The 18,223-nt window shown below is 71.5% G+C and carries 18 protein-coding genes and 1 tRNA gene; 11 read left to right on the top strand and 8 right to left on the bottom strand.

Features of this window, described 5'->3' with window-relative positions:
- The first annotated feature begins 2 nt into the window (after window positions 1-2).
- Window positions 3-75 (top strand) — tRNA-Arg (locus ACF073_RS16645).
- Window positions 76-623: 548 nt separating this feature from the next.
- Here ACF073_RS16645 and ACF073_RS16640 read toward each other — a convergent pair.
- Together ACF073_RS16640 and ACF073_RS16635 are read right to left on the bottom strand one after the other, a co-directional pair.
- Window positions 624-1,157, bottom strand: a complete 534-nt coding sequence (locus tag ACF073_RS16640; RefSeq protein WP_392070530.1) for a glycine-rich domain-containing protein — start codon at window positions 1,155-1,157, stop codon at window positions 624-626.
- Between the two features lie 199 nt (window positions 1,158-1,356).
- Window positions 1,357-1,746, bottom strand: coding sequence for a DUF6415 family natural product biosynthesis protein (locus ACF073_RS16635; protein ID WP_392070528.1), 390 nt, complete (start codon window positions 1,744-1,746; stop codon window positions 1,357-1,359).
- A 179-nt stretch (window positions 1,747-1,925) separates the two neighbouring features.
- Here ACF073_RS16635 and ACF073_RS16630 point away from each other — a divergent pair, with 179 nt between their 5' ends.
- The gene (locus ACF073_RS16630; protein WP_392070526.1) at window positions 1,926-2,690 is read left to right on the top strand and encodes a helix-turn-helix domain-containing protein; all 765 of its coding nucleotides are present in this window, start codon (window positions 1,926-1,928) and stop codon (window positions 2,688-2,690) included.
- Window positions 2,691-3,118: 428 nt separating this feature from the next.
- Entirely contained in the window at window positions 3,119-3,655 is a 537-nt protein-coding gene (locus tag ACF073_RS16625; RefSeq protein ID WP_392070524.1) for a Uma2 family endonuclease, read from the top strand.
- An 87-nt stretch (window positions 3,656-3,742) separates the two neighbouring features.
- On the opposite strand, the gene ACF073_RS16620 is transcribed toward ACF073_RS16625, so the two are convergent.
- From ACF073_RS16620 to ACF073_RS16610, 3 genes are all read right to left on the bottom strand, one after another.
- Window positions 3,743-4,093, bottom strand: coding sequence for a winged helix-turn-helix domain-containing protein (locus ACF073_RS16620; protein ID WP_392070522.1), 351 nt, complete (start codon window positions 4,091-4,093; stop codon window positions 3,743-3,745).
- On the bottom strand, window positions 4,090-4,920 hold the full coding sequence (locus tag ACF073_RS16615; protein WP_392070520.1) for a hypothetical protein: 831 nt from the start codon (window positions 4,918-4,920) through the stop codon (window positions 4,090-4,092). Before ACF073_RS16615 ends, ACF073_RS16620 begins: the two co-directional genes overlap by 4 nt.
- A gap of 189 nt (window positions 4,921-5,109) precedes the next feature.
- Window positions 5,110-6,318: a cytochrome P450 gene (locus ACF073_RS16610; protein WP_392070518.1), complete on the bottom strand. Its 1,209-nt coding sequence runs from the start codon at window positions 6,316-6,318 to the stop codon at window positions 5,110-5,112.
- A gap of 656 nt (window positions 6,319-6,974) precedes the next feature.
- Here ACF073_RS16610 and ACF073_RS16605 point away from each other — a divergent pair.
- Window positions 6,975-7,769, top strand: coding sequence for an SDR family oxidoreductase (locus ACF073_RS16605; protein WP_392070970.1), 795 nt, complete (start codon window positions 6,975-6,977; stop codon window positions 7,767-7,769).
- A 184-nt stretch (window positions 7,770-7,953) separates the two neighbouring features.
- On the opposite strand, the gene ACF073_RS16600 is transcribed toward ACF073_RS16605, so the two are convergent.
- Entirely contained in the window at window positions 7,954-9,789 is a 1,836-nt protein-coding gene (locus tag ACF073_RS16600; protein ID WP_392070516.1) for a glycoside hydrolase family 15 protein, read from the bottom strand.
- A gap of 445 nt (window positions 9,790-10,234) precedes the next feature.
- Here ACF073_RS16600 and ACF073_RS16595 point away from each other — a divergent pair, with 445 nt between their 5' ends.
- The 4 genes from ACF073_RS16595 to ACF073_RS16580 all read left to right on the top strand — a co-directional run bounded on the left by ACF073_RS16595 (window position 10,235) and on the right by ACF073_RS16580 (window position 14,055).
- The gene (locus ACF073_RS16595) at window positions 10,235-10,462 is read left to right on the top strand and encodes a ferredoxin (protein ID WP_392070514.1); all 228 of its coding nucleotides are present in this window, start codon (window positions 10,235-10,237) and stop codon (window positions 10,460-10,462) included.
- Window positions 10,459-11,850, top strand: a complete 1,392-nt coding sequence (locus ACF073_RS16590; protein WP_392070513.1) for an NAD(P)/FAD-dependent oxidoreductase — start codon at window positions 10,459-10,461, stop codon at window positions 11,848-11,850. Before ACF073_RS16595 ends, ACF073_RS16590 begins: the two co-directional genes overlap by 4 nt.
- A gap of 13 nt (window positions 11,851-11,863) precedes the next feature.
- A complete protein-coding gene (locus ACF073_RS16585; RefSeq protein ID WP_392070511.1) occupies window positions 11,864-13,090 on the top strand; it encodes a cytochrome P450 in 1,227 nt (408 codons plus the stop codon).
- A 119-nt stretch (window positions 13,091-13,209) separates the two neighbouring features.
- Window positions 13,210-14,055, top strand: a complete 846-nt coding sequence (locus ACF073_RS16580; RefSeq protein ID WP_392070509.1) for a slipin family protein — start codon at window positions 13,210-13,212, stop codon at window positions 14,053-14,055.
- Here ACF073_RS16580 and ACF073_RS16575 read toward each other — a convergent pair.
- Window positions 14,000-15,190 (bottom strand): MFS transporter, encoded by a 1,191-nt coding sequence (locus tag ACF073_RS16575; RefSeq protein ID WP_392070507.1) that lies wholly within the window; start codon window positions 15,188-15,190, stop codon window positions 14,000-14,002. The genes ACF073_RS16580 and ACF073_RS16575 overlap by 56 nt on opposite strands.
- 116 nt (window positions 15,191-15,306) lie before the next feature.
- On the opposite strand from ACF073_RS16575, the gene ACF073_RS16570 reads away from it, so the two are divergent.
- The 3 genes from ACF073_RS16570 (at window position 15,307) to ACF073_RS16560 (ending at window position 17,801) form a co-directional block, all read left to right on the top strand.
- Window positions 15,307-16,290, top strand: coding sequence for an ArsR family transcriptional regulator (locus tag ACF073_RS16570; RefSeq protein WP_392070505.1), 984 nt, complete (start codon window positions 15,307-15,309; stop codon window positions 16,288-16,290).
- 9 nt (window positions 16,291-16,299) lie between these two features.
- Window positions 16,300-16,806, top strand: a complete 507-nt coding sequence (locus ACF073_RS16565) for a glutathione peroxidase (protein ID WP_392070503.1) — start codon at window positions 16,300-16,302, stop codon at window positions 16,804-16,806.
- Window positions 16,807-16,874: 68 nt separating this feature from the next.
- Complete coding sequence (locus ACF073_RS16560) at window positions 16,875-17,801, top strand: MerR family transcriptional regulator (RefSeq protein WP_392070501.1); 927 nt, start codon at window positions 16,875-16,877, stop codon at window positions 17,799-17,801.
- 111 nt (window positions 17,802-17,912) lie between these two features.
- On the opposite strand, the gene ACF073_RS16555 is transcribed toward ACF073_RS16560, so the two are convergent.
- Window positions 17,913-18,104 (bottom strand): DUF397 domain-containing protein, encoded by a 192-nt coding sequence (locus ACF073_RS16555; RefSeq protein WP_392070499.1) that lies wholly within the window; start codon window positions 18,102-18,104, stop codon window positions 17,913-17,915.
- Window positions 18,105-18,223: the final 119 nt, after the last annotated feature.

Here is an 18,223-nt window from a genome sequence, read left to right as displayed (position 1 = left end):
ATGCCTTCGTAGCTCAGGGGATAGAGCACCGCTCTCCTAAAGCGGGTGTCGCAGGTTCGAATCCTGCCGGGGGCACAGAAGAAAGGGCCAGCTCAGGAGGGTTTCCCTCCCAGGCTGGCCCTTCGTCGTTCCAGGGGTCGTGCCACACGCAGGGCATCTGGCTCCTCCCCGCGCAGGGCCAGTGGTTCAGGGAGCGGGGCGCTCAGGGGAGACCATGACCGGGGATCTCTGTGACGCAGCTCGGTCGTCGATCCCGCCCATGGACTCCGCAGCGAGGACAGCATCCGCGTCAGGCGCCGGTGGCGTCGCCCTGGCCCGTGCGGAGTCGCTGTTGCAGAACTAATGGGCAGGGCGACGTTGTCCAGATGTCCCGCGCCGCTGGGCTGTGCGGAATCCATCTGACTTTCCTCAGCGACGGCGACGCCGGCATGTAGCCCCGGCAGGCTGGGGCGCCGGCCGGGGCACGAGAACGGTCAGTCCTTGGGCGGGACGATAAACACCCGCGTCGGCTTGGGCTTCGGCTCAGGGGACTCAGGTTGCTGCGTACGCTTCCACGCCGCCACCAGGTCCGCGTACCGCGGGTCGATCCATTCGGACATTCGGCCTCCCTTCACCGAGGGAGGCTAGACCACCTTGTCGGGCTTGGGCTCCGGCTTGGGCTTGCGCCTGACCTCGATCGGTCCGCTGTCGTCCGAGTGCTGGCACTTCGCCGCGACCGACACGAGCGTCTCGTCGGACGGCGGCCCCCACAACGGGAGGTCGGGAGCCCACCCCAGCCCGCTGATCCTTGCGCGAGCCCGGGTGACGATCTCCGGGTCGTAGTTCGCCGGGTCGTATCCCGGGTAATGGTGGACAAACGCGCCGCCGAGCCGCTCGCACAGTTCGGCGTACATCGCCGTGTGCAGGATCAGGGCGTGCCAGCCCTCGTCCACGATCCGGCTCGGCGCGAGGCCGAGCCCGGGATTCGCGGAGCAGGCAGCCACGAACTTGAGGCCCTCTTCCACGATCCGGCCGGCCAGTTCCTCCGACATGTCGGGGTTGGCATCCAGCACGGTCTGTCGGCAGCTCGCGAACTCGCTGTCGGTGATGAGCATGCGAGCCAGCGGCGGCTTCGAGTCCGGGCCGGGGTCGGGCATGGGTCCGGGAGGTACTGTCATAGCGATCTCCTTCGCTGGTTGCGGATGGGACAGGCGCCCGGGCCGGGTCTTTGCGGGAGTCGGTCCGGGCGTCGACTGGGGCGCGTGACGGGATCGCCGTCACGACGGAGTGGCGGGGCGGTGGTCCCTGTGGCCGACCGCTCGCCTTCGCCAAGCGGTCAACCGGCGCTGCGGTCGCGCGCCGGAGCCTGAGCCGCTCTCAGCTCCCGCCGAGCGTTTCGGAGTGCTCGCACAGCGCCTTGACCACGCGCGCCAGGCGGCGGGCGTAGGCGACCGCTTCGCTGTGGCCGGCCCTGGGGTTGGCGGCGAGCTTGCGGCGAGCCTCCCCGACACACGCGTGGGCACAGAACCGGGGGATGTCATCCTCCGGGCGTCGGTCCGCCGCAGCTTCGACTTCCGGGATCAACAACTCCAAGTGCCCGCGCAGGGTGCTGATGAGAGTGGGCACCTCGTCGGCAGCAGGGGGCAGGGCGTCTGGTCCGTCGTCCGGACCGAGCAACCGGAACGCGCTGGCCTTCATGCCGGCGGTATCGAGCGGCCGGCGGGCAACGTCTACGGCTGGTGTGCCGGGGGAAGTACGGTGCGCCATGTCGACTCCTTGCGGTCGGCCAGCCCCGGGGTCGTTCGCGCGACCGCCGGGGCGTTCTGTCACCGATCACATTCGCTTCGTCACTGACAGTTGCGCGACGGCATCTGGGCTGTCAGAGCGGCGACACACAGGGCGTCATTTAGGTGTCACTCTGTGCGCCGGAGGGCTACCGTGATCTCATGACGACGCCGAACAGCACCCTTCGTGCGGCGCGAATGGCGCTGCTCATGTCCCAAGACGAGTTCGCCCGCGCCCTGCGCGAGGCAGGCCAGCGAGCGGGCACCCCGAACGACGCCAGCAAACGCCTCATTCAACGCTGGGAGTCCGGACAGATCACCGCACCCCGGGCGGTCTATGCCCGCGCACTGGAGGCGGTGACCCGCATGCCCATCGGCAGCCTCGGCTTCCAGGCCACCACGTTCGCTCGCGTCCGCGAGGACGGGCACGGCGGCCACGACTTGGAAGGTTCACCCCTCGGCGTCTCCGCCGGGCCCGCAGCAGCCGTGCAGGCAGTGCCCGCGAGCAACTACTCCGGGGTGTGGCTCAGCACGTACGAGTTCGTGTCCAGTGGGCGCGGGGGCCAGGTCTTCACCGGCCGGCACTACGTCGTGTTGCTCCAGCACGGCAACGCCCTCACGGCGCGCAGCCTGCCCAACGCCAGCCTCAACGCCGACAGTCCACTGACCCTCGACCTCCAGGTGGACGGCAACACGGTGACCGGCACGTGGACCGAACAGACCGCGCGAGACGGCTACTACCAGGGTGCTCGCTACTTCGGCGCGCTCCAGATGCTGGCCGAGCCGACCGGCCGCCGGATGGCCGGGAAGTGGGTTGGTTTCGGGCGTGAGTTCGACGTGAACACCGGGCCGTGGGAGCTGCGCCTCGTGGACGCTTCTACGGACAAGGCGACGCTGGAGCGGTACAACCGGCCCCCTGAGGCGTAGCCATCAGCCGGCCCCGGTCTACAGGTTTCTAGCGTCTGCAGCTGAGGGCACACCCACGAACGGCGGTAGGAAGCCGATATGCAGGCCGAGAAGGGCCGCCAGATCGAACTCCTGCGTTAACGCTGCTGACCTGGGGTTTCTCCCTCAGGGAGGCGTTCTGTTCGGTCTCGGCCTCCTCGTCCGGGGCCGCTTTTGTGTGAGTGATGGGTGCCGCTCACCGGCCATAGTGGCGCCCCGCCGTTCGGGCAGGTCAGCCTGCACCGTCTCCGTGGGCTCGTCGGTCGGGTGTCGGCCGACGAGGAAAGGACGTGAGCAAGAGCAGCGTGACGGACGGAAGGCCGACAGTACGCTGAGTCCAGCGGGATCGGGCCCGCGGCACAGTGCCCGGGAGGCGCTCCATGACGGCCGAGATGATGGCCCCGGCGTAGATGCATGAGCAGATCACGGCTGAGGAGTACGAGTCCTGGTCCGAGGAACAGTGCGCCGGCATCGAGGTCGTGGACGGGATGGCCGTCGTGAGTCCGGCCGCGTCCAAGCGGCACAACCGGCTGGCCCGGATTCTGGCGAACGCCCTGGACGCCGCCGCAGGCCTGGAGTGGAATGCCGACACGGACTTCGACGTCCGACTTCAGGATGTCCCGCTCACCAACTGCCGCCCGGACGTCGTCGTGTACCGCGCAGACACGATCGACATCACCCCCACCCGCCCTGAGCACGTGCTGCTGGTCGCGGAGGTCGTGTCGCCAGGCTCGGAGACCACCGACCGAATCGTGAGGGTCGACCAGTACGCCAAAGCAGGCATCGGCCTCTACTGGCGGATCGAGCAGGCCGCGACAGGCGTTCCTCTCGTGTACACCTACGCTCTCGATCCCACGACGAAGACCTACCGGGAGGGAGACGTATTCACCGGCCTCCTCAAGGTAGCGGCCCCTTACCCGGTGGAGATCGACCTCGGCCGGCTCTGACCGCAAGGCTCGGCGGCGGCCCCTGAGACGGAGCCGGCGCCGGGAAGCCATGCGCCCGGCTCCCGGAAGGGCGCCGGGCGTCCTTCGTCATCGGGGTGTCTCGAGGCGGAGTACCAACGCGCGTAGGGCGCGGAGTTCGGCGTCCAGGGCCTGTGCGCCCTCGCGGGTCAGGGTGACCCAGGTGCGGGGGCGGCGGCCGGCGTAGCCCTTCTCCACCGTGATCAACCCGGACTCTTCGAGCACCTTCAGGTGCCGGGAGAGGTTGCCGTCGGTGACGGCCAGTTGCTTCTTCAGGAAACCGAATTCGACCCGGTCGGCTTCACGGGCGACGGTGAGGACGCCCAGCCGCACGCGCTGGTGGACGGTGTCGTCCAGCGCCTGGGTGGGATGCGGTTCCTCGTGGTCGTCCTGCGCAGCGGTCGAGTCTTCGACGCTCATGAGACGACCGTACCCGCGCCAGGGGCACCCGGCGTGCCCCGGCGGCGGACGGCTGTCCACTCGCACAGCCCGGCGAGGAGCAGGATCGCGGCGAGCAGCAGGGCCTTGGCCTGCGGTCCGTCGGTCCAGCCGGGGTGGGCGGGGTGCTGCCAGGGAAGCCATCCGCTGCCCCAGGAGGCTCCCAGGTACCCCGTGAGCAGCAGGGCGTGAGCGGTGCCGGCCGCCGCGGCGATCCAACTGCGTTCGGCGATGCCGAGGGCGAGGAGTCCGACGCCGGCCAGGGACCACGGGGAGGCGTAGCTGTTCTCCAGCAGGACGGCCTCCCACGGCTGGTCCCTGCCGAACAGCAGCGCCAGCAGGGCCGCCGTGATCACCGCGGTGGCCACGAGGGTCACGCGGACCCACATGGCACGCCGGGGGACGACGCCCCGGGCCTCGCCGCGCAGGCGGTACCAGCGGGCGAAGACGAACCAGGCGAGGGGCAGGAGCGCGAACCACACGCCCCATGCCGCGAAGCGCAGGACGGCCCCGTCGAACTCCCCCTTCAGGCAGGGGGTTCCCGGTTCGTGGACGACACACAGACCGGTCAGCTCGGCGTAGGCGAAGGCCGGATAGGACATGGTGTCGCGCCCGTGGGCTCCGAAGTTGAAGGCGTACCGGGCGACCGGCACGGCCGCCAGCGCAAGGAGGCCGAGGCCGAGGACGGGAGCCCATGCTCCGTTGGTCTGTGTGCGGGTTCTCGCCCGGAGGCCCTCCGTCGCGGCCAACAGGGCCGCCGCGGTCGCCCTCGGCTCCGATCCCGCGCTGCTCTGTGCGGATGTTCCCATCTGTCCCCCTGGTCGCCGGCGCTTGGCAGCGCTCTTGAGCGGACCGCCGGCCGGCCGCCCACCCCGGATTAACTTTGCATCACAAAGTACCTGGCAATCAAGAGTTGGCAGCGGAAGCAGAGGAGGCGGAGGAGATGGAGGAGGTGGAGGAGGTGGAGGGTGACGTAGGCGGGCGGGGGCTGCGTGTGGTCAGGCCGTGAGGCCCTCGATCGCCACGGGGAGGTGGCGGGGGCCGCGCAGTACCGCGTTCGCCCGGTACGGCGGCGGGCCCTCCAGCAGTCCGGAGAACCTGACCCGGCGGAACAGTTCGGGCACGGCCATATGCAGTTCTATACGGGCGAGCGGGGCGCCGAAGCAGTAGTGGATGCCGGTGTAGAAGCCCAGGTGCTCGTTGTCCTCGCGGTCGGGATCGAACCGGTCGGGGTCCTTGAACCGCTTGGGGTCACGGTTGGCCGCTGCCACCATGAGCCAGACCGGCGAACCCTTGGGGATCGTGGTGCCGGCCAGCTCGATGTCGGCCAGGGCGGTGGTCCACGGGACGAACTGGACCGGGGGCTCGTAGCGCAGCACTTCCTCGATGAGCGGGACGGCCAGGTCCGGATGTTTCTGGAAGCGCTGGAGGATGTCGGGGTGGCGCAGCAGCGTGAGGGTCGTGTTGGTGATCGCGTTGACGGTGGTCTCGTGGCCGGCGACCAGGAGCAGCACCGCCGTGGCCTCCAGGTCCTCCGGGGTCATCTCGGGGGCGAGCGCGCTGAGGAGTCCGGGGCCGGGGTGGCGGCGTTTCGTCTCGATCAGGTCGGACAGGTAGGCGCCCAGGTCCTGGCGTGCCTGCCGCCCCTTCTCCTGGCCGCCGTCGTCGCCGGGGCGGGGATCGAGCGACGAGGCCAGGGCGTCGGCCCAGACGTGGAAGCGGGGTTCGTCCTCGCGCGGCACGCCGAGGACCTTGCAGATGGCGGTGACGGGAAGGGGGTAGGAGAAGTCCTCGACGATGTCGACCTGGTCCTTGCCCTCGAAGGCGTCGAGCAGCTCGCTGACCACCGCGGCCAGTTCCCCGCGCAGGCCGTCGAGGAACCTGGGGCTGTGCGGGGGGCCGAACGGCCGGTTGATGGTGCTGCGCAGCCGGTCGTGCAGAGGCGGGTCGGTGAAGATGAAGCTCGGCGGCATGCCGGTCTCCGCCGCGGGCTGCCCGGGGCGGGCGAAGCCCGGCAGACGGTTGCTCGTGTCGTTGCTCAGCCGCGGGTCGTTGGCCAGGCTCCGCACCTCGTAGTAGGTGCTGACCAGGTACGTGCCGTCGTCCTCCCGCAGTACCGGTGTCTTGCGCAGTTCCGCGTAGAGCGGGTACGGGTCGGCGCGGTGGGCGTAGTCGGTGATCTGCGCGGAGATGGTGTCGGGCGTCATGGCCTCTCCTGGGGGCTCCGGGCGGCTCATGGCCGGTGATCAGGCGGGCGGGCGACGGAACGAAGGCCGCCCGCAGGACACCTGCCGCGCGGCGCCGGCATCGCGCCCGCCGCCGCCTTGCCTTGGTGTCGGCACCGCACTGGGTGCTCATCCCGGCACCGGTCGAGCGCGCGTCCCCGGCACCGGTCGAGATCGACGACAAGCCTCATGGGACCGAACCCGCTCCCTGCTCGGGACGCGCTCCCCCGGAGACGATCGGCCATCGGCCGGTATACCTCTCCCTCAGGATCGGCTCCCTCCCAGCCGCCCGCAAACCGGGCACCTGCCCATGGGGATCTGTTGATCTTCGCTGGTCAGGCAGGGTTTTGCTCGGATCGGGAGACGGGACGAGAGCAGCCCCGGGCGTCCTACTCCCCCCGGTGGGTCACACCACGCCGCCCCCAGTCGCCCCCGGTCGCTCCCGCCCCCGACCGGGCGAAGATCCTCAGTCGGTCGGCGCAACGGCGGGTCGCCCGGGGTGCCGTGCCCCGGTGCCGGTGATTGCGTGGCGGCTGGATCCGCCGGGGCGCGGCCCGGCGGGACCGGGCGGCGCAGTGAAGGAGTCGGTCATCGTGAGTTCCGCCGAGGACGCACCCCAGTACGTCATCCCCGCGCACCTGCTCAAGGGCCAGAAGGCGCTGGTCACCGGGGCGAATTCCGGAATCGGCCGGGCCACCGCGGTCGCGCTGGGCCGGGCCGGGGCCGACGTGGTCGTGAACTACGTCGCCGGTGGGGAGGAAGCCGAGAAGGTGGTCGAGGAGATCACCGCCTTCGGTGTGCGTGCGGCGGCCTACGAGGCCGACGTGTCCGACGAGGACCAGGTCGTCGGCATGATGAACCGCATGGTCGAGGAGTTCGGGACGATCGACGTCCTCGTCGCCAACGCCGGGATGCAGCGCGACGCCCCGTTCACCGAGATGACCCTGGCCCAGTGGCAGAAGGTGCTGGACGTCAATCTCACCGGGCAGTTCCTCTGCGCCCGGGAGGCGACCAAGGAGTTCCTGCGGCGCGGAGTCGTGCCCGAGGTGTCGCGGGCCGCCGGGAAGATCATCTGCATGAGTTCGGTGCACCAGATCATCCCGTGGGCGGGGCATGTGAACTACGCCGCGTCCAAGGGCGGCGTCCAGATGATGATGGAGACGCTGGCCCAGGAACTCGCGCCGAAGAAGATCCGCGTGAACGCGATCGCCCCGGGCGCCATCAAGACGCCCATCAACCGCGCCGCCTGGGACACGCCGGACGCGCAGAAGGACCTTCTGCGGCTGATTCCGTACGACCGCGTCGGCGACCCGGAGGACATCGCCAACGCGGCCGTCGGGCTCGCCTCCGACCTCATGGACTACGTCGTGGGCACCACGCTCTACGTGGACGGCGGGATGACGCTCTTCCCCGGCTTCGCCACCGGCGGCTGACCCGCGCCTTCGCCGCCGGCGACTGACCCGCGTCTTCGCCGCCGGCCGCTGACCCGCGCCTTCGCCAGCGGCGGCTGAACCGCGCCGCCCCCGGCGACTGACCCGCGTCTTCGCCGCCGGCGGCTGACCCGCGCCCTCGCCACCGGCGGCTGACCCGCGCCGCCCCCGGCGCCCTCCCGCCCCGCTAACGGCGGTCCAGTGCCGCGTTCAGGGTGATCGCCGCGTCGATGAGGGCGAGATGGGTGAACGCCTGCGGGAAATTGCCCAGTTGACGGCCCGTGGGGTCGATCTCCTCGGAGAACAGGCCGAGGTGGTTGGCGTAGCCCATCATCTTCTCGAACACCAGCCTGGCCTGGTCGACGCGTCCCGCGCGGGCCAGGGCGTCGACGTACATGAAGGTGCACAGCGAGAAGGTGCCCTCGGAGCCGCGCAGGCCGTCGGGGGACGCCTCCGGGTTGTAGCGGTAGACCAGGCTGTCGCTGACCAGTTCCTCCTCCATGGCGTCGAGGGTGCGGCCCCACATCGGATCCTTCGGGGTGACGAACCCGACCGTCGCCATCCGCAGCAGCGAGGAGTCGAGGACATCGCTGCCGTAGTGCTGGACGAAGGCCCGCCGGTCCTCGCGCCACCCCTTGGCCATCACCTGCTCGTAGATCTCGTCCCGTGCGGCGCTCCAGCGCGCGACCGCCGCCGGCCAGCCGTTCGCCTCGGCGAGCCGCAGCGCCCGGTCGAAGGCCACCCAGGACATCACGCGGCCGTACGTGAAGTCCTTGCGCCCGCCGCGCGTCTCCCACAGGCCCTCCTCCGCCTGGTTCCAGTGGCCGGCGAGCCAGTCCAGGTTGTCCAGCAGCGACCGCCAGCCCTGGTACCCCGTGTCGAAACCGTGCCGGTGCGCGAAGTAGATGCTGTCCAGCGCCTCGCCGTAGATGTCCAGCTGGAGCTGGGTCGCGGCGCCGTTGCCGATCCGTACCGGCGCGGAACCGGCGTAGCCCTCCCAGTGGTCGAGGACCAGTTCGTCCAGGTCGGAGGAGCCGTCGACCTTGTACATGATGTTCAGCGGGCCGGAGTCCCCGCCGCCGGCGCGCTCCCTGACCCGGTCGCCGAGCCAGTTGATGAACGCCCTGGCCTCGTCGGTGAAGCCCAGCCCCAGCAGGGCGTACACGGAGAAGGAGGCGTCCCGGATCCAGGTGAAGCGGTAGTCCCAGTTGCGCTCGCCGCCGAGCTGCTCCGGGAGCGCCGCCGTCGGGGCGGCGACCACCGCGCCGCTGGGGGCGTACGTCATGAGTTTGAGCGCCATCGCGGAACGCTCCACCGTCTCGCGCCAGCGCCCCGTGTACTGGGACCTGTTCAGCCAGGAGCGCCAGAACACGCTGGTCTCGTCGAAGAGCCGACGGTATTCGGCCAGCCGGATCTCCCTGGGCGGACCGTCGGCGGCCGACTCCAGGACCATCCCGCGCTCCTGCCCCGCCCGCAGGGTCAGGGTGATGCGCACATCGGCGTTCCGGTCCGTGAGGCCCTCCGCCAGGCGCTCGTCCTCCGGTTCCCGGACGGGGTGCACGGTCAGTCGCTCGCCGTCCGCGGCGCGGAACACCGCGCCGTGCGGGGTGATGTCCAGCTGGTGGGCCGTGCGTCCGTAGTCGAACCGCGGGGCGATCTCGACCTCGAACGTCATGCTGCCGCGCACGCAGCGGAGCATGCGGACCAGGCGGTGGCGCGGGGTGGCCGTCGTCCCGGTCACGGGCATGAAGTCGAGGACCTCGCCGGCGCCCGCCTCGGTCATGAACCGGGTGACCAGGATCGCGGTGTCCGGCAGGTACAACTGCTTGGTGGCGTACGTCTCGTGCCGCGGGCGGACCGTGCAGTGGCCGCCCTTGTCCTTGTCCAGGAGCGCGCCGAACACGCTGGGCGAGTCGAAGCGGGGGAGGCACAGCCAGTCGACGGTCCCGTCGGTGGTGACCAGCGCCGCGGTCTGCAGATCGCCCAGGAGGCCGTGGTTCTCGATCAGTGGGTAGTGGTCCATGGGGGCGCCTCTCTCGGTGTGTGATTCGCCCGGACGCACCCCCTGGATCAGCGTAAGCCGGGGATCCGGCTTCGGCCCGGTGTGCCGGTGCGGGCGCAGGGCACCGGGGGCAGGCCCTGTCCGGGGCGTACGGCCTGAGGGAGGGGCGGGTGCCGGAACGGGGCGGCGCGCGCGGCGCCTTGCCGGGATGCCGCCTTACCGGGATGCCACCTTGCCGGGATGCGGGTGATATGGGCGCGAGCTACGCTTTTGGCGACAAGGTCATCTGCTCGGGGCGGTTGCGCGGACGCCGGCCGCCCTGGTCGCTTCGGCCGATTCCTTCTGCCGAGACCCGACGAGCGCGGGCCCCTTCCCCCCACCCCGTCTCGTGCCGTGCGTGCCGCGCCGACACCGCGTCGACACCGCGCCGGGGGGCCCGCAGCCCGCAGTCCCCGTGGAGGTCGGGATGAGAGTTGTCGTTGATCTTTCCCGATGCGAAGGGTACGCACAGTGCGCGTTCCTCGCGCCGGACGCGTTCCGGATGCACGGCGAGGAAGCGCTGATGTACGACCCCGCTCCCGACGAGGCCCAACGGGACCGGGTGCTGCGTGCCGCGGCGGCCTGTCCGGTCCAGGCGATTCTGGTCGACCAGCTGGAGGGACGCACCGCCGGGCTGGAGACGTCGCCCTCATGACCAGCGCCGACACACTGCGCGCGTTCAAGCGCGAGGGCCGCATCGTGATCGTCGGGGCGTCACTCGCGGGACTGCGGGCCGCGGAGGCGCTGCGCGGCGAGGGCTTCACCGGATCCCTGACCATGATCGGTGACGAGCTGGGCGAGCCCTACGACCGGCCGCCCCTGTCCAAGCAGGTGCTGACCGGGTGGGTGCCGGCCGACGGCACGACCCTGCCGCGGCGCCGTGAGATCGACGCGGAGTGGCTGCTGGGCGTGCCCGCCAGCGGTCTCGACCTGGCGGCCAACCAGGTGCGTCTCGCCGACGGGCGCGAGGTGCCCTTCGACCGGGTACTGATCTCCACCGGGGTACGGGCCCGCCCGTGGTTCGTCGAGAGCGAGGCGGCCCTGGACGGCGTCTTCGTCGTGCGCACCCGCGAACACGCCGCGGGCCTGCAGCGTGCCCTCGCCGCCGGCCCCTCCCGCGTCCTCGTCATCGGCTCGGGATTCACCGGCTCCGAGATCGCCTCGATCTGCCGGGAGCGGGGCATCCCGGTGACCGTCGCCGAGGTGGCGCCGGCCCCGCTGGTCGGTGCGCTCGGCGCCATGATCGGTGATGTCGCGGCGGACCTCCAGCGCGCCCACGGCGTCGACCTGCGCTGCGGTGTCAAGGTCACCCGGCTGGAGGGCGACGAGCAGGGGCGGTTCCGCCGGGCCCACTTCGAGGACGGCAGCACGCTCGACGCCGATGTGGCGGTGGTGGCGTTGGGCGGCATCCGCAACACGGAGTGGCTGCGGGACTCGGGTCTCGCGGCGGGCGTGTGGGGAATCGCCTGCGACACGGGGTGCCGGGCCCTCGACCTCAACGGCCTGATCACCGACGACATCTTCGTCGCCGGGGACGTGGCACGCTGCCCGAACCCGATCTACGAGTACCGGCTCATCTCGCTGGAGCACTGGGCCAACGCCGTGGAGCAGGCCGAGGTCGCCGCGCACAACATGGTCAGCGGCCAGGCGGACCGCTGGCCGCACCTGTCCATCCCGGTGTTCTGGTCGATCCAGTTCGGCGTCAACATCAAGACGGTCGGCGTGCCGACCTTCGCCGACGAGGTGGTCGTCACCCAGGGTTCGGTGGCCGACCACCGCTTCGTCGCCACCTACGGCTACCGGGGCCGCGTCACCGCGGCGGTCAGCTTCAACAACGCCAAGTGGCTCGACCACTACCGGCGGCTGATCGAGACGGCCGCGCCCTTCCCGCCGCCCTGTCCCACGCCCGACGAGCCCGCCGACGCGAAACCGGTGCCCGTCGACTTCCCGGGCCCGGCCCTGCTCGCGCAGGGCGCCACGGTGGTCGTCACCGGTCACGACCCGGGTGCGCGGCGCGTCACGGCCGCGTGGCAGCACCGGTAGGAGGGAGCGCGAGATGACCACGACGGAGACACCCGACACGCTGCGGCGGATCCTCGACTACTCCTCCCGGGCCGACCCCTACCCGCTCTACGCCGAGCTGCGCGAGACACCGGTGGCCCTGCAGGAGGACGGCAGTTATGTCATCAGCACGTACCGCGAGCTGACCGACATCCTGCACAACCCGCACCTCAGTTCCGACGTCCGCAATCTGGCGCGTCCGATGCCCCAGCTGGAGGGACGGACCACGCCGGCGTTCATCAACCTGGACCCGCCCGAGCACGACAGGTTGCGGCGCATGGCGATGCGCCACTTCGGGCCCCCGCACACCCCGGGCCTGGTGTCCGGCATGGAACCCGACCTGAGGGCCGTCGTCAGCGGGCTGATCGACGCCTTCGCGGGCAAGGAACAGGTCGACGTCGTCGACGACTTCGCCTACCCGTTCCCCGTCACGGTGATCTGCCATCTGCTCGGCGTGCCGCGCGAGGACGAGCCGAGGTTCCACGTGTGGGTGAACGCCATCATCGACTCGATCGACTACAACCCCGCGACCGACCCGAAGGAGAAGCTGGACAACGGCACGCAGGCCACCAAGGACCTGCGCCAGTACCTCGGCGGGCTGGTCGAGGAGCGCCACGGCCGGCCGGGGGACGACCTGCTGTCGCGGATGGCCAACGACGACGGGCCCGACGGGCGGATGACCGACGAGGAGATCGTCAGCACCGCCAACCTGCTGCTGATCGCCGGCCACGAGACCACCGTCAACCTCATCACCAACGGCATGCTGACGCTGCTGCGCCACCCGCGGGTGCTGGAGCGGCTGCGGGACGAACCGGGCCTCGTCGTCGTCCCGCTGGTGGAGGAACTGCTGCGCTACGAGCCGCCCGTGCACATCATTCCGTGGCGGGCGGCGTACAGCGACATCACCGTCGCCGACACCGTCATCCCCAAGGGCTCGCAGATCATGCTCATGCTGGCCTCGGGCAGCCGCGATCCGCGCCGCTTCCACGACGCCGACCGCTTCGACCCGGACCGGCGCGACAACCAGCACCTCGGGTTCGGCAGCGGCATCCACCTGTGCTTCGGCGGCCCGATGGCCCGGCTGGAGACCCAGATCGCGCTGACCGAGCTGGTGCGCCGCCTCGACGGGCCCCGGCTGGTCGCCGACCCGCCGCCGTACCGGCGCAGCCCCGTGCTGCGCGGCCCGATCCATCTGCACGTCGAGCAGAGCGGCGGCCGGTGAGCGTCCCGGCCGCGCCGCTCCCGCGTTTCTTTACCTTTCCCTGATGCGTCCGCCGCATCCGGCGCCCCTCCCCCCGGTGTCCTCCCGGTTGTCCGGATCGCATCGGAGAGGGGAGTGCCATGGAAGGCACTGTCGTGACAGTGGTGGTCGTCGCCGTGCTTCTGCTGCTCGTGCTGAAGAGCGGGATGCGGGTCGTGAACCAGGTGGAGCGCGGGGTGGTGTTCCGGTGGGGGAAGGCGCTGCCGGCGCACCGGCAGCCGGGCGTCACCTTCCTGATCCCGTTCGCCGACCGGATGCGCAAGGTGAACGTGCAGATCGTCACCATGCCGGTGCCCACCCAGGAGGGCATCACCCGGGACAACGTGTCGGTGAAGGTCGACGCCGTCGTCTACTTCCGGGTGACCGATCCGGTGCGGGCCGCCATCGAGGTGCAGGACTACGTCTTCGCCGTCGGGCAGGTCGCCCAGTCCTCCCTGCGGTCCATCATCGGCAAGAGCGATCTGGACGATCTGCTCAGTGACCGGGAGCGGCTGCACGAGGGGCTCGCCCTGATGATCGACAGTCCGGCCGCCGGCTGGGGCGTCCACATCGACCGGGTCGAGATCAAGGACGTCCAGCTGCCCGAGTCGCTGAAGCGGTCCATGTCCCGGCAGGCCGAGGCCGAGCGGGAGCGGCGGGCCCGGGTCATCACGGCGGACGGCGAGTTCCAGGCCGCGCAGCAGCTCGCCAACGCGTCCCGGATCATGTCGGACACCCCCGAGGCGATGCAGCTGCGGCTGCTGCAGACCGTCGTCGAGGTGGCGGCGGAGAAGAACTCCACGCTGGTGATGCCCTTCCCGGTGGAGCTGCTGCGGTACTTCGACCGGACCGTGCAGAAGATCGACTCCGACCTCGGGCAGAAGTCCGGCCTCAGCGAGCGGCAGGTGCCGGCACAGCGGCCGGCGGAGAACGCCGAGCAGCCGTAGCCAGGGCGCCGGTCACGGCCAGGGAGGCCGCCGCCGTCATCGTCATCGCCCAGGCCGGCGGGACGAGTTGGGCGAGGGCCCCGGCGAGCGTCGCGCCCACGCCCTGGAGGGTGAGCATGCCCGCCGAGTGCAGGCCCAGGGCGTGGCCGGCCAGCTCGTCGGGGGTCAGGGCCATCAGCCGCTCCTGCTGGATCAGGCTCGCGCCGAAGCCCGTGGAGGCCAGCGCCACGCACACCGCCGCCACCGGCAGCGGCGGGCGCGTGCAGAAGAGCAGGAACGGCGCGGCCAGCAGGATCAGCAGCGGGGTGGCCATGCGGCGGCGTACGGAGGCGGGCAGCAGCCGGCCCACCGTGACGTCCCCGGCGAACATGCCGAGCGCCCCGCAGGCGAACAACAGCCCCGCGGCGCCGGGCGCGTACGGCACGTACAGCGACTCGCAGCCGACGACCAGGCCATTGGGTACCCACAGGCCCAGATAGGTCAGCCGGCGGGGGCGGGAGGACCACAGCAGGGCGTTGGTGCGCCAGGTCGCCGACGGGGAGGGGCGGCCGGCGGTCCGGGGCGGCCGGGGGGCCAGGCCGAGCCGCAGGGTCAGCGCGGCCGTCAGGTACAGGGCCGCGGCGACGAGCAGGCAGGTCCGCGGGGAGAGCGCGGTCAGCAGGGCGCCGCCGGTGGCGTAGCCGGTGATCTGCAGCAGACCGCTCATCATGTTGAACAGCGAACGGCCGGGCAGATAGCCGTCCTTGCCGAGGATCTCGTTGAGCAGGCCCCAGCGGACCCCGCCGCCGAGCGCGGCGACCAGGCCGAGCAGCAGGACGGCGGCGAAGACCGCGCCGGTCGGCAGGCCGGGCAGCGCCTGGAGCGCCGTACCGGCGGCGAAGGCCAGCGCCACGGCGGTCAGTGCGGTCCGCGGCGGCAGCCGGTCGGCGCCGGAGAGCAGGAAGGTCGCGCCCAGCACCTGGGCGAGCGAGGGGCCGAACATGCTCACCGCCGACAGCAGCGGGGAGCCGGTCGCCCGGTACACGAGCGTGCCGAGGGCGAGTCCGCCGAGGGTCTGCGCGGCGGTCTGGGCGGCCGTGCCGAGGAAGAGCGGGGTGAACTCCGGGGTGCGGGTCAGGGAGCGGTAGCTGGACATGGTCCGGAGTCTCGGGCGCCCCGCGCGGCCTCCGTTACTGTTTCGCCGACGCGCGAAAGGCCGTACCGGGCGGCGCCGTGTCGTACGAGGTGGGAGCGGCCGTACGGGGAGGGTCCATGGGGTGGTGGGAGCTGAACGCGGACACGCTCGCGCGCAGCCGGTTCGTGCTCTCCCCGCTCGCCGAGACCTTCGCCTGTCTGAAGCTGCTGCACGCGGGCGAGGGCGCGCACCCCGGTGAGCAGGAGTGGCTGCGCGCCCTGCTGCCGCGCTACCGGGCGCGGCTGGCGGCCGACCCGGTGACGGCCCGGGTGGTGCGGGCGGGGCTGGGCCGGGAGTGGATCGCCGACTTCCTGACGCCCACGCCCCGCGCCGGGGAGCCGTTCGCCGCCGAGGTGGCCCGGGTGCGGTCGGTCTCCCCCGCCGCCGCCCGCGCGCAGCTGCGCGTCTCCCTGGCCGGACCGCTCCCCGCCGACCTGGACCGGGACGACCTGCCCGAGCGGGCGGCCGTCCTGCTGGAGTGGGTGTGGGAGAGCGCCGTACGGCCGTCCTGGGAGCGGCGCCGGCGGGTGCTGGAGGCGGACGTGACGGCGCGGACGGCGCGGGTGAGTCAGGGCGGCTGGGCGAGCGTGCTGGACTCGCTGCGGCCGGGCGGGACGCGCTGGCTCGGGGAGAACCGCTTCCAGGTCAACCTGCACGAGTATCCGCCCCGCGAGATCTCCGGCGCCGAGCTGCTCTTCGTGCCGGTGACCCCGCAGCGGCAGGGCTGGGTGGCCTGGGAGGAGGGGGTGCGGTACGCCGTGGTGTACCCCTGCGCCGGAGTGCTGGCCGGGGACGGCCACGCGGTGCCGGCGGGCCTCGGCGCGCTGCTCGGGCCGGCCAGGGCCGGGGTGCTGGTCCTCCTCGGCTCCCCCCTGAGCACGAGCCAGCTGACCGCGGTGACCGGGCAGGGGCTCGGCTCGGTCGGCCGGCATCTGAAGGTGCTGCGGGAGGCGGGTCTCGTGGCGCGGCGGCGGGCGGGCCGGTCGGTGCTGTACGTGCGGACCCCGGCCGGCGATGTGCTGGTGGAGGCCGGGCACGGGGGCGTCACCCGGCGGAGTTAGCATCCGCCCATGACGACTACTGACCACAACGGTTCCCCGCTGGATGTCGAGATCGAGGCGCTCCAGGGCGGCTCCGCGCAGCTGACCCGGTTCGCGGGCCAGGCCGTGCTCATCGTGAACGTGGCCTCCAAGTGCGGTCTGACCCCGCAGTACGCGGGCCTGGAGAAGCTCCAGGAGCGCTACGCCGGGCAGGGCTTCACCGTGCTGGGCGTGCCCTGCAACCAGTTCCTCGGGCAGGAGCCCGGCAGCGCCGAGGAGATCGCGGAGTTCTGCTCGGCGACGTACGGCGTGTCCTTCCCGATGACCGAGAAGGTCGAGGTCAACGGGGACGGCCGGCACGCGCTGTACGAGCGTCTGGTCGGCTTCGCCGATGCCGAGGGGCACAGCGGGGACATCCGCTGGAACTTCGAGAAGTTCCTGGTCGGCCGGGACGGCCGGGTCGTGGCGCGGTTCTCGCCGCAGACCGAGCCGGAGTCGGCGCAGGTCGTCGCCGCGATCGAGAGCCAGCTCGGCTGAGCACGGTTTGACCTTGCCCCTGGGGCAGGCACGAGCGTCGTCCTCGCCGGGCGGGAGGAAACCGCCCGGTGACGGAGGATGACGCTGTGGACGAGGAACTGCTCAGCATCGGGGCGTTCGCCGCGCGGGCCCGGCTGTCGGCCAAGGCCCTGCGGCTGTACGACCGGCTCGGCCTGCTGGCCCCGGCCCGTGTCGACGAGGCCAGCGGCTACCGCTACTACCGGGCCGGCCAGGTCGAGCACGCCCGCCTGGTGGCCCTGCTGCGGCAGCTGGACATGCCGCTCGCCCGGATCGCCGAGGTGACCGGGGCCGAGGGCGCCGAGGCCGCCGAGCGGCTCGCCGCCTACTGGGCGGGCGTGGAGGCCCGGGTGGCCGGGCAGCGGACTCTCGCCGAGTACCTCCGTGGACGACTGTCGGGGAGGAGCTCCGAGATGTACGGGAAGTTCGTGATCGAGACCGTGGACGTGCCGGCGCGGGTGGTGATCACCGAGTCGCGGCACACGCTGGCGGGCGAGCTGCCGGCCTGGATCGGCGCGTCGCTGGGCCGCCTTGAGGCCGGCGCGCGGGAGTGCGGGGGCGTGACGGCCGCGCCGTACGTCGTCTACCACTCCGAGGTGTCGATGGAGAGCGACGGTCCCGCCGAGGCGTGCGTGCCGGTCGCGGACGAGGCGGCGGCGCGGGCCTGGGCCGAGCGGCAGGGGCGGGCCTGGGAGACGAAGGTGCGGGTGGAGCCGGCGACCCGGCTCGCCTACGCCCGGATCACCAAGGCGCAGGTGGCGCATCCGCAGATCCTGGCCGCGTTCGAGGCGGTGGAGCAGTGGCTGGCCGGGCGGGGGCTGGAGCCGGCGGGGCCCTGCCGGGAGATCTACTTCGCCGACTGGGAGGCCGCGGGCGCGCAGGACCCGGTGTGCGACGTCGCGTTCCCGGTGTCGCCCTCCACGAAGACGGAGACGGAGACGGGGACGGGCTCGGCAATGGGCTCGGGAACGGCGTGACCGCGTCCTGAACAGAAGAAGCCCCCTCGGCAAGGACGGCGACTGGTCGAGAGGGCTCTTCTGGTGGTGCCTGTGCAGTTGTGCGGGGGGTCAGGTGTCAGGGAGAACCCCTCACGCCTTGACCGAGGCCACGAAGGCGTTCCACGCGTCGGTGGGGAAGGACAGGATCGGGCCCTCCAGGGTCTTGGAGTCCCGGACGGCGAGTTCGGCGGCGGTGGGCGACTTGACCTCGACGCAGGCGCCGTTGCCCGCGGAATAGGAGGACTTCATCCACGTCTCCGAAGCGCCCTGAATCAGTGCCATGTCCACTCCTGTTGCGAGTTGCGTAGTGCGGTTCACGCCAACCATGTCGTCTGACTGGCGTGATCGACGCTACCGGGCAACTGCGTCTGGCGGAGCAGTCGTTCACTCGACCGGATGGC

It is taken from the genome of Streptomyces sp. NPDC015171, assembly GCF_043079545.1.
Taxonomy (GTDB): domain Bacteria; phylum Actinomycetota; class Actinomycetes; order Streptomycetales; family Streptomycetaceae; genus Streptomyces.
The sequence above is the reverse complement of the archived record's forward strand: the minus strand, read 5'-3'. Positions and strand labels throughout refer to the sequence as shown.

Coding starts and splice junctions, on each gene's coding strand:
- ACF073_RS16580 (WP_392070509.1), top strand. CDS start 13,210: ATGGAAGGCACTGTCGTGACAGTGGTGGTCGTCGCCGTGCTTCTGCTG.
- ACF073_RS16555 (WP_392070499.1), bottom strand. CDS start 18,104: ATGGCACTGATTCAGGGCGCTTCGGAGACGTGGATGAAGTCCTCCTAT.
- ACF073_RS16590 (WP_392070513.1), top strand. CDS start 10,459: ATGACCAGCGCCGACACACTGCGCGCGTTCAAGCGCGAGGGCCGCATC.
- ACF073_RS16595 (WP_392070514.1), top strand. CDS start 10,235: ATGAGAGTTGTCGTTGATCTTTCCCGATGCGAAGGGTACGCACAGTGC.
- ACF073_RS16585 (WP_392070511.1), top strand. CDS start 11,864: ATGACCACGACGGAGACACCCGACACGCTGCGGCGGATCCTCGACTAC.
- ACF073_RS16565 (WP_392070503.1), top strand. CDS start 16,300: ATGACGACTACTGACCACAACGGTTCCCCGCTGGATGTCGAGATCGAG.
- ACF073_RS16575 (WP_392070507.1), bottom strand. CDS start 15,190: ATGTCCAGCTACCGCTCCCTGACCCGCACCCCGGAGTTCACCCCGCTC.
- ACF073_RS16635 (WP_392070528.1), bottom strand. CDS start 1,746: ATGGCGCACCGTACTTCCCCCGGCACACCAGCCGTAGACGTTGCCCGC.
- ACF073_RS16625 (WP_392070524.1), top strand. CDS start 3,119: ATGCATGAGCAGATCACGGCTGAGGAGTACGAGTCCTGGTCCGAGGAA.
- ACF073_RS16615 (WP_392070520.1), bottom strand. CDS start 4,920: ATGGGAACATCCGCACAGAGCAGCGCGGGATCGGAGCCGAGGGCGACC.
- ACF073_RS16640 (WP_392070530.1), bottom strand. CDS start 1,157: ATGACAGTACCTCCCGGACCCATGCCCGACCCCGGCCCGGACTCGAAG.
- ACF073_RS16630 (WP_392070526.1), top strand. CDS start 1,926: ATGACGACGCCGAACAGCACCCTTCGTGCGGCGCGAATGGCGCTGCTC.
- ACF073_RS16610 (WP_392070518.1), bottom strand. CDS start 6,318: ATGACGCCCGACACCATCTCCGCGCAGATCACCGACTACGCCCACCGC.
- ACF073_RS16570 (WP_392070505.1), top strand. CDS start 15,307: ATGGGGTGGTGGGAGCTGAACGCGGACACGCTCGCGCGCAGCCGGTTC.
- ACF073_RS16600 (WP_392070516.1), bottom strand. CDS start 9,789: ATGGACCACTACCCACTGATCGAGAACCACGGCCTCCTGGGCGATCTG.
- ACF073_RS16620 (WP_392070522.1), bottom strand. CDS start 4,093: ATGAGCGTCGAAGACTCGACCGCTGCGCAGGACGACCACGAGGAACCG.